Source organism: Ectobacillus sp. (assembly GCF_056992975.1).
Window position 1 is genome coordinate 1 of sequence record NZ_JBXKMX010000089.1, and the last position, 7694, is coordinate 7694.

Genomic DNA, 7694 nt, shown 5'->3' on the forward strand with positions numbered 1-7694 from the left:
CAGATCCATTTACCTCACAGCCCTATACAAAAAATAACGAAAACAAAGTAACATGGGACTCTCAAATACAAACCTTTTCGGTAACATTATATTGCAGTCAATCAAAATATAATATTATCGGAAAATCGCTAGATGCTTTGCTAAACAGTACAAGTGCGTTTGATGGAACCTCATCTACTAACAACGCGGCGACTGGTTCTACCGGGGGCACAACCGGTTCCACGGGTACATCTGGTACAGCTACTGGTTCTACGGGCGGCACATCTGGTTCCACGGGTAGCACAACTACGGGAACGGTTGCCTTCCAAAATGCGAGTGATTTTACGACGAAGCTCGTGCTAAATCCAAGCGACTATAATCCTGTAACATTAAACGCAAACCAATGTACATATACTGGAAATGCACAACTACTACAAAGTAACTTTGCAGGAAATGTAAACTGGAGCCCATGTCCAGACACTCATTTTATTCAAGGGAGCGCGTATTTTAGCAGTGGATTGAATCTATACAATACTCTTTCTATAACAATTGATAAAGATATGTTTGTCAACAATGGGGTTCAGTTTGCACCCGGAACAGCTACTGTAAGTGGAAATTCTCTTATTCAACAAAACTTAGTTCTTAATGGTGCTTCTAAAATGGATATTGGCCAAAATTTATATGTAAAAAGTAATACCAATCTTACAGATAATTCTTCACTTAATGTAAGCGGCAGCTTTCGAAGTGATAACGGACTTACAACATATGGGACTTCTACAGTAACGATTGGGGGAAACGCCTTTATATCAAAAGTTACAACGATTTCTGGAACAATGAATGTAAAAGGAAATTTTCAAAGTGATAGCAGTCTCACGATTGACACAAATGGCGCAGTAACGATTGGGGGAAATATGGCAATCACAAATTCACTTACCCTAGGAGACAATTATCCTCTTACCATTAATGGAAATGCAGTGTTAACAACCCCCATTATAATTACTAGCTGGGGGCATCAACCAATCCATGTAAAAGGATCTGTTACAATTGGAAATCAGTTGTATACAAAAGATTTTGTCTACTATAATAGCGGAGATCCGTACAATGGAATTACATTTTTAATCGGCCATTAGGATAAGAGAGGAAACAAAGGCAGTTCGATTTGAACAACCTTTGTTTCCTTACTCCTTATTTGTTCCTTATCGTCACATACGTTCCTGCCACGTAATCATGAATAGCTCGTTTGTCCTTAAGAAAGGAAACCATAAATATACTCACTAAAATCGTCACGCCAAATGTAAGTACACCTAATCCCCATAGACCAATCCCTTCCCTGAGCAACATCGTCATGTAATCGAGTCTTGTACCGTTTCGTTTTACAATGCTAATATGTACTGCGCGCTTACCTATTGTGCATCCATTCCACAATATAGGAAGAATGGCTAAATAGAGAACAAGTAGTAGCTGATATCGCCAGTCATTTGGAATTTTTTGCAGAAGAGACATACCCGTTATCACACTAATAATGGCAGCAACGATACTCATTAGAATAAGATCTATAAACGTAGCAACTAGACGTGCAAGTAACGATGCAGATTGATCAATCATCGTAGTTTGCTCCCTTCCGTTTGCATATAGACAGCTTCTATTCTTACTATACGCTAGAAGAACGAGCAATAGACTCCAATTAAATAAGCATCTATCCGAAATAAGGCCACTGAAAAAGTACTACATTTCAGTGGCCTACTTTATGAGTTAAGATGGTAACGATTTAGTAGAAATTGTTCCGGTTTATTTACGGTGCAGACGCTTTGCTTTTTGGTTGGAGCGTTGCATTTTTACTTTACTGTTCCAATATTGTGGTTTTAAAAGGGCAAATCCAGATTCGACTCGCTTGTTATCCATAAATTCCATTTCTTTTGCGGTATCGACCCAAAAGGCTGATAAACCATTTTCCAAGCATTCATTGCTATTGACTGATCCAATGACGCAGTCGGAGATACGGATGCCATAGCGTTTGTTTTTAATAAATGTATTTTCTTCGATTTCAACACTTGCTTTATCCTTTAAGTAAACGCCATTGCTATTGTCACTTACTTCATTTTGTACCATTTCGAGATGAGAGGCTCCTTCGCATAATACGCCTGCAAACCCGTGATTGGACATCTTATTATTCACAAGCCAAACTTCCCCATTCATGCTGACCATAACGCCATTTTCTTCGTTCGCATCAAATTGATTTTTTTCAATCTTTCCAGTTGCCGCCCCGCCAATGTTTATGCCATTTTTACGGTTATGATGGAATGTATTATCCTTACATGAAGGAAGGCTAGCCCGGTCAAGAAGTATCACACCGTCCCCCTCATTTTCCTCAATCGTATTCTGAAGAAGAAGGAGTTCACTATCATGACGGGCAAGAATTCCGTTTTCACTTCCTGTAATCGTATTTCCTGTTAGCTTGGATTTTGCATATTTTTCAAGAATGATAGAAACTTTATTCGTACGAAATGTATTATTTGAAAGTACAGGCTTTGCTTCATCCGTTGCAAAAACCGCACAAATCTTTGCACCTGACATTTCATTATTTTCAATTGTTACCTTCGATGCATTGCTGCAAATTATGCCATACGCAGCAAGATTGGAGAATTGATTATCGGATATAACCCCTTGTGCAGAATCTTTACATTCAATTGAAGCATGCTGACTTGCATCAAAGAAGTTGCCAGTTACCGTCGTGTAAGAAGAGGCAGCTAACACAATCGCTGTTTCATTGTTCTGAAATGAGGACGCGGAAACACGAAATCTTCCGCCGGATGACATCTCAATCAGCCCGCCGTTAAACATACAATTATTTATACTTCCTTCTGTCATGCCATAGACGTTTATTATCGTTTGATTTGGCGTTGCAGCAAGTATGCTACAGTTTTCTACAATAAGTGAATAGCCGTCAATTGCAATGGCTACATCTTCTTCATGATCAAATTCGATTGCTACATCTTCAAATTGAAAGGAATCGTGACTATTTGTATTGGAAAGCGGACTTTTTACAATGAGCTTTGTCTTTTCTTTTCCTTGTCCTACAAATGCTGCGGATTTCGAAAGCGATGCAGTATGTATAATAAATTCACCTTCATCTAAGAAAAACGTCGTGCCTGATGCAGCATGATCGAGACGAGTGGTTAAATTTTCACCGCTAGCAACATTCATCCGTTCTGTTGCTGTAATGAGCTTAGATCGATTATCAATTCGGTGCTGTAGCTCGGTAATGAGCGTAATTTCATTTTCTAATACCGCAATTTCTTCATCAATCGTTTTCATCTCATCCTTCAAAAGCACCATAAGTTTCTCAATCCATTGGATAGAGCGGTCAATTTCATTCTTTGCACTTTGGAAGACTCGTTTCGGATAATTATTGTATTTCTCTACCATGAATTCTTCATAGTACATGTCAGAAAACTGAGTGATTTTTTCGTTTAAATCTTTTTCTGCAAAACGAACCGCAGCTTCAATATCATATTTATATTTGGTTACATACTTTGTTTTATGAAAAACGAGAAGAACCTTGTCCTTATAAGGAGTTGTATAAGATTCAACGTTAATATGATTATCATACATTTTCATGTTGCGAACAATTGCTCGCTTTCCCGCTATTTCTATTTGATGTGGCAGAACTTGCAAAGGATTCGGAATGAAGTCAATCGACTTTGGATAGCGTAACCCATATTCGTAAATGACTTGATTTACACGTGCCATTTCCTTACGCGCTACATCGTAAAGTAACTTAAAATAATTCTGCGAAGATTCTTGAAACTGTAAGCCGGTATTATAAAAGTCACTGACTTGTTCCGGAATATTTTCAGTATCCTTTTTAATCCATAGTGCAAGCAATTTACGTGCCTCATCAATCGCTTCTTCTTTTTCTTCGAAGCCTTCATTGGTTGTATGATACACATACGACGACATAGTAAATGTAAATGGACGCATTAGCTCGTCCTTTTTCAGAAGTGCAGCTGCCTGCGTTACATGCTCCTTTAGCTGCTCTGCTTTGCTATGATGCTCTGCTAACAATGAAATGAGCTGGTTCATATTCTCTTCTTTTTCCTGTTTTTCTTGCTTTTTTCGGTCTACATACCTGGAAAGCTTTTGTACATTTTTTTCGAAGCTATTACTCATTTGTCCAATGTAGCGCATAACGCTTTTTTGCAGAGCATATCTTACAGCCTCTTTTAAGTGGAAAAAGGCCGGTATTACGATTTCTTGTTCTATCATTGGAATACCACTTTGTTGAAAAAGAGATTGTAATAAAATCGTTTCATCTGTTGTATTGTTAAGTTCTTCCTCTCGTATATAAGAGGAAAGTTCCTGCCAGTAGAACTCGGAATGCTCCATGCCCTTCTCTATCATCCGGGTATACAACGCCGTTTTCGCACTAACGGGAATACATTTTGGACTGCGTATACCAAATGATTGAAGTAATTGCATAATATCCTGTATAGATGCCTCTGGATCAATATGTGCAGTTGTCCGGTAATCCATTTTATTTACGATAAATATTGCTTCTTCCAGTAAATCTGGACGAATATCTGCTAATACACGCAAGGTTCTCTCATCATGAGGATTACTTGCATCAAAAATGTAAAATAGTAAATCGGTTTCGAGCATGTCTTCCTTAAACCGTTTCAGTGCATACTCTTCACTTGTATCCAAATCCACACTCGGTGTGTCAATAACAACAAAGTCAATCATTTCATGGGAATCCTGCTCTTGCAGCGCATGTAATTTATGATGAACTCGAAATTGAAATTTATCTTTTGTCAGCGTTCCATTTTTCATTTCCTGATGAAACGCATGGGATAATGGATTTCCTTTAATAGCGCGACTTTCACCATTGTCATATTCTATCATTACTTGATCATCGTGATCAGCAAATACAATTCGCGTGCTCGTACTAGAGGGAAGCCCAGTACCGTTCGGGATGAAATCTTCTCCTAGTAAAGCATTGATAAACGAAGATTTACCAGCTTGCTCTGTACCGGCTACCGAAATAACGAAATTAGGATGTTGCATTTTATCCTGCAAACGTTGGGAATGTAAAATATGATAGTCGGCAAGAGACGGAATGGAATTAGAATATTTTTCGATTTCCTTTTTAACACTTCGTAGGTGAGATTGAAATAATTCAAACACGATATTGTCCTCCTCCAAAAACCGTATTGCTGTCATATGTATAATAGATTTCATAGTATGATAGTTTCATTGTATAATACTAATAAAAAAATGAGTATAAATTCTATATGTTTTTGTGAAAAATTATATAAATATTAAAAAAATAGACACTATTAACATTAATTATATCGCTTTTTTCATATAAATAATGTAATTATATGAAAAAATATTATTAAAAACCTTTTTTATGCATAGGAAGAGACATATAGTAGAAAACCGTGTCATATTTTCTTACATTTTCTGAGGAAAAATCTAAACTTTCATTTACACTAGGGATATAAAGAAACGAAGATGGAGTGAGACAATGGATATTCTATTAACTATAGTATTTATTGGCATCCTAATCATTTTTGATTACCAATTTTATAGACCGCTCATGAGTAGATTAAAAGAACGTGAAAATAACGATTTCTAATTAAAAAGCTCTTTCTCCACAAAAATGAAAGAAAGAGCCCGTACATATATAAGTTACGCTGCATTCGATATTGATTTGTCCTTACGAAAAACCCCCATAAGACCGCCAATAAATAGCAATATTCCTGGCAAAATGTAAAAGGCTGATATGCAAATGACCCCTCCGACGGCTGCGATGAGCATTAAAATCCCACCTACTCTTCCTTTCCCCCTTACTGCAACAGATCCTATAATTCCTACGATAGATAACAAAACCGCTACCCAGCCAAGGCCAATAATTGTATTTGCTCCTTCTGCTTCAAATGCAGATCCAAGTCCGCCGATAAACAAAGCAAGAAATGCAAAGAGAATCCCAAATATACCTCCAATTAATCCTAAAACAAATTCTGTTGTCCGTTTCATCGATAATTCCTCCCAGCTTATTTCATACTAAATTGCGCTTTTGACGATGCTTTTCCATTAATGAATGTTACGTTAAAATTTGCACCTAGTTCACCATTAATATTTTTCGTCCAAGAAGCCATAACCATTTTTAAATCTCCAGATTGCGATTCACTCTTCGAAGATGGCTCACCAACCTTCTTTACCACATCATCATATGACGTTCCTCCATCTCCAGTAAGAGAGTCACCTGTCATTATACCGTTATAATCATCTAATGTAATTTTCTTCTTTTCTTCTTTTGGGGAAGCTTGCGTTGTTGTTTGCGTTGATGTTGTGTTCGTTGTCGTTCCTTCACTGCTACATGCTGCCAAGCTAGTTAGAAATACTGCGCAAAGTAGAATAGATAATGCCCTTTTTCCCATTATGACGCCTCCTGAAAAAGTTATTTATTACTTACAGATCTATTCTAATTGACATTACGGCACTATAAATGGCACATTAAAGAAATATTTTGATGAAATCTGGAAAAATATTAAAATCATCTTTTTGCTCAAAACTAGGTTGCAGGAATTTTCCATTTCCTATAAATTGGTATGTAGACATTGGTTTGGAAGTAGGTGGTACAAAATGAGATTTAAAGATTTTCACCCAAGTATTAAAATACGAATTCTTCAAATTTTTATGAGCCGCTTTGTGAGTGGGATGATTTTTCCCTTTATGGCGATTTATTTAGCACAGTATATGGGGGTTAAGCTAACCGGAATATTGCTTTTATTGAACATCATAATCGGGATTGTAGCGGGTTTTTACGGTGGTCATTATGCTGATAGACGCGGAAGAAAGCAAATTATGCTGTTTGCCGAGTCCTTTCGTTTACTTGCGTTTATCATGATGGCATTCGCCAACAGTCCGTGGTATCATTCGGCCTGGCTCACCTTTGCGATGATGACAATCAATAGCATTTGCTGGGGACTTTCTGCTCCTGCAGGTGACGCGATGCTCATTGATGTGAGCACACCCGAGCAGCGTAAGCTCATGTATAGCATCACCTATTGGTCTTCGAATCTATCGATTGCTATCGGAGGAATGTTGGGAGCCTTTTTATTTAAAACACATTTATTTGAATTATTTGTAGCATTGGTTACCGTCACTCTCATTTCGGTCATCTTAATTGTCTTTTATATTGCGGAAAGTTTTGTCCCTTCTAAGGAAAAAATGCAAGAAAGGTTTTCCTTCACTCGTATTTATAAGAGCTACAAAGAGGTTTGGACGGATCGTTTGTTTATTTTATTTGTACTAGCTGGTGCATTAGAGTGGTCGATGGAGCAGCAGCTTACAAATTATATCGGCATTCATATGAGTCAAACAATTGAAAGCACGCCGTTTTTCATTTGGAACATAAGCGGCATTGAAATGCTCGGAATCCTCCGTACAGAAAATACGTTTCTCGTCGTTTTAATTAGCTTTCTAGCGGTTAAACTAATTCAGCCCTTACGCGACCGAACCGTACTTCTTAGCGGCGTATTTCTATACGTTGCGGGCTATGCCATTCTTGCCTTCTCCGCAAATCTATGGTTAATGCTCCTTGTTATGTTTTTTCTAACAGTAGGTGAAGTCTCGCGCGTACCCGTTGAACAATCATACCGGGCAAGCTTGCCGCCGAAGCATGCGAGAAGCTCGTACCTCGCCTTTAG

Annotated in this window: 6 protein-coding genes; 2 read left to right on the forward strand and 4 right to left on the reverse strand. The window is 37.8% G+C overall.

Annotated elements, in window-relative coordinates; genetic code table 11:
• Positions 1–1109 (forward strand): hypothetical protein (locus AC11ZT_RS04445; protein WP_484058447.1); only part of this gene is annotated, 1109 nt, incomplete at its 5' end.
• 55 nt (positions 1110–1164) lie between these two features.
• Here AC11ZT_RS04445 and AC11ZT_RS04450 read toward each other — a convergent pair.
• The 4 genes from AC11ZT_RS04450 to AC11ZT_RS04465 form a co-directional block, all read right to left on the reverse strand.
• Positions 1165–1584, reverse strand: coding sequence for an RDD family protein (locus AC11ZT_RS04450; protein WP_484058448.1), 420 nt, complete (start codon positions 1582–1584; stop codon positions 1165–1167).
• A gap of 183 nt (positions 1585–1767) precedes the next feature.
• Complete coding sequence (locus AC11ZT_RS04455; protein WP_484058449.1) at positions 1768–5163, reverse strand: right-handed parallel beta-helix repeat-containing protein; 3396 nt, start codon at positions 5161–5163, stop codon at positions 1768–1770.
• A gap of 507 nt (positions 5164–5670) precedes the next feature.
• Positions 5671–6018, reverse strand: coding sequence for a DUF4064 domain-containing protein (locus AC11ZT_RS04460; RefSeq protein WP_484058450.1), 348 nt, complete (start codon positions 6016–6018; stop codon positions 5671–5673).
• A 17-nt stretch (positions 6019–6035) separates the two neighbouring features.
• The gene (locus AC11ZT_RS04465; protein ID WP_484058451.1) at positions 6036–6422 is read right to left on the reverse strand and encodes a DUF3862 domain-containing protein; all 387 of its coding nucleotides are present in this window, start codon (positions 6420–6422) and stop codon (positions 6036–6038) included.
• Between the two features lie 205 nt (positions 6423–6627).
• Between AC11ZT_RS04465 and AC11ZT_RS04470 the strand changes: the two genes are divergently transcribed.
• The coding region (locus tag AC11ZT_RS04470; protein WP_484058452.1) for an MDR family MFS transporter at positions 6628–7694 on the forward strand (1067 nt) is incomplete at its 3' end.

Coding starts and splice junctions, on each gene's coding strand:
- AC11ZT_RS04450 (WP_484058448.1), bottom strand. CDS start 1,584: ATGATTGATCAATCTGCATCGTTACTTGCACGTCTAGTTGCTACGTTT.
- AC11ZT_RS04460 (WP_484058450.1), bottom strand. CDS start 6,018: ATGAAACGGACAACAGAATTTGTTTTAGGATTAATTGGAGGTATATTT.
- AC11ZT_RS04465 (WP_484058451.1), bottom strand. CDS start 6,422: ATGGGAAAAAGGGCATTATCTATTCTACTTTGCGCAGTATTTCTAACT.